Below are 755 nucleotides of genomic sequence, written 5' to 3' on the forward strand. Positions count from 1 at the left end.
TAGGCTTCTGCCTTGAACTTGGTGTGCGGCTTGACCGAACCTGGCTTGGCAAGGATCTGGCCACGCTCRACGTCTTCACGTCCAACGCCGCGGATCAGCGCGCCAATGTTGTCGCCTGCCTGGCCCTGATCGAGCAGCTTGCGGAACATTTCAACGCCGGTAACCGTCGTCTTTGTCGTCGGCTTGATGCCGATGATTTCAACTTCTTCACCAACCTTGACRATACCGCGTTCAACGCGGCCCGTCACAACCGTACCACGRCCSGAGATCGAGAAYACGTCTTCGATTGGCATCAGGAACGGCATGTTGATCGGACGCTCTGGCGTCGGGATGTACTTGTCAACTTCAGCCATCAGCGCGCGCACTGCGTCYTCGCCGATTTCCTTGTTGCTGTCTTCAAGCGCAGCCAAAGCCGAACCCTTGACGATCGGTACATCATCGCCCGGGAAGTCGTACTTCGACAGAAGCTCGCGGACTTCAAGCTCAACCAGTTCGAGCAATTCAGCATCGTCAACCTGATCAACCTTGTTCAGGAACACGACRATCGCAGGAACRCCAACCTGACGGGCAAGCAGGATGTGCTCGCGGGTCTGTGGCATCGGGCCGTCGGCAGCCGACACAACCAGGATCGCGCCGTCCATCTGCGCGGCGCCGGTGATCATGTTCTTCACATAGTCAGCGTGGCCGGGGCAATCAACGTGTGCATAGTGACGCGCTGGCGTCTCATACTCAACGTGTGCCGTCGAGATCGTGAT

1 protein-coding gene is annotated in these 755 nt (G+C 58.0%); it reads right to left on the bottom strand.

All coding sequences use genetic code 11. The features are described 5' to 3' along the window. On the bottom strand, positions 1-755 hold a 755-nt coding region (locus tag AB4Y96_RS26385), incomplete at both ends, for an elongation factor Tu (protein ID WP_441920985.1).

It is taken from the genome of Phyllobacterium sp. TAF24 (genome assembly GCF_052113785.1).
Taxonomy (GTDB): Bacteria; Pseudomonadota; Alphaproteobacteria; order Rhizobiales; family Rhizobiaceae; genus Phyllobacterium.